The sequence below is a fragment of the Nocardiopsis sp. NPDC055879 genome (assembly GCF_053615935.1).
In genome coordinates, this window is the sequence record NZ_JBSHCT010000094.1 from 1 (window position 1) to 1359 (window position 1359).

Genomic DNA, 1359 nt, shown 5'->3' on the forward strand with positions numbered 1-1359 from the left:
GTGGAAAGTTTTTTCGGTTGGGGATGGGCTCGCGGCCTATCAGCTTGTTGGTGGGGTAAAGGCCTACCAAGGCGATTACGGGTAGCCGGCCTGAGAGGGCGACCGGCCACACTGGGACTGAGACACGGCCCAGACTCCTGCGGGAGGCAGCAGTGGGGAATATTGCACAATGGGCGAAAGCCTGATGCAGCGACGCCGCGTGGGGGATGACGGCCTTCGGGTTGTAAACCTCTTTTACCACTAACGCAGGCTCCACGTTCTCGTGGGGTTGACGGTAGGTGGGGAATAAGGACCGGCTAACTACGTGCCAGCAGCCGCGGTAATACGTAGGGTCCGAGCGTTGTCCGGAATTATTGGGCGTAAAGAGCTCGTAGGCGGCGTGTCGCGTCTGCTGTGAAAGACCGGGGCTTAACTCCGGTTCTGCAGTGGATACGGGCACGCTAGAGGTAGGTAGGGGAGACTGGAATTCCTGGTGTAGCGGTGAAATGCGCAGATATCAGGAGGAACACCGGTGGCGAAGGCGGGTCTCTGGGCCTTACCTGACGCTGAGGAGCGAAAGCATGGGGAGCGAACAGGATTAGATACCCTGGTAGTCCATGCCGTAAACGTTGGGCGCTAGGTGTGGGGACTTTCCACGGTTTCCGCGCCGTAGCTAACGCATTAAGCGCCCCGCCTGGGGAGTACGGCCGCAAGGCTAAAACTCAAAGGAATTGACGGGGGCCCGCACAAGCGGCGGAGCATGTTGCTTAATTCGACGCAACGCGAAGAACCTTACCAAGGTTTGACATCACCCGTGGACCTGTAGAGATACAGGGTCATTTAGTTGGTGGGTGACAGGTGGTGCATGGCTGTCGTCAGCTCGTGTCGTGAGATGTTGGGTTAAGTCCCGCAACGAGCGCAACCCTTGTTCCATGTTGCCAGCACGTAATGGTGGGGACTCATGGGAGACTGCCGGGGTCAACTCGGAGGAAGGTGGGGACGACGTCAAGTCATCATGCCCCTTATGTCTTGGGCTGCAAACATGCTACAATGGCCGGTACAATGGGCGTGCGAGACCGTAAGGTGGAGCGAATCCCTTAAAGCCGGTCTCAGTTCGGATTGGGGTCTGCAACTCGACCCCATGAAGGTGGAGTCGCTAGTAATCGCGGATCAGCAACGCCGCGGTGAATACGTTCCCGGGCCTTGTACACACCGCCCGTCACGTCATGAAAGTCGGCAACACCCGAAACTTGTGGCCTAACCCCTTGTGGGAGGGAATGAGTGAAGGTGGGGCTGGCGATTGGGACGAAGTCGTAACAAGGTAGCCGTACCGGAAGGTGCGGCTGGATCACCTCCTTTCTAAGGAGTCTTTTACAGGCC

1 rRNA gene is annotated in these 1359 nt (G+C 58.0%); it reads left to right on the forward strand.

Annotated features, from left to right (window positions below):
- Nucleotides 1-1338 (forward strand): 16S ribosomal RNA (locus ACWGKS_RS29970); the annotation flags it as partial.
- Nucleotides 1339-1359 lie beyond the last annotated feature (21 nt).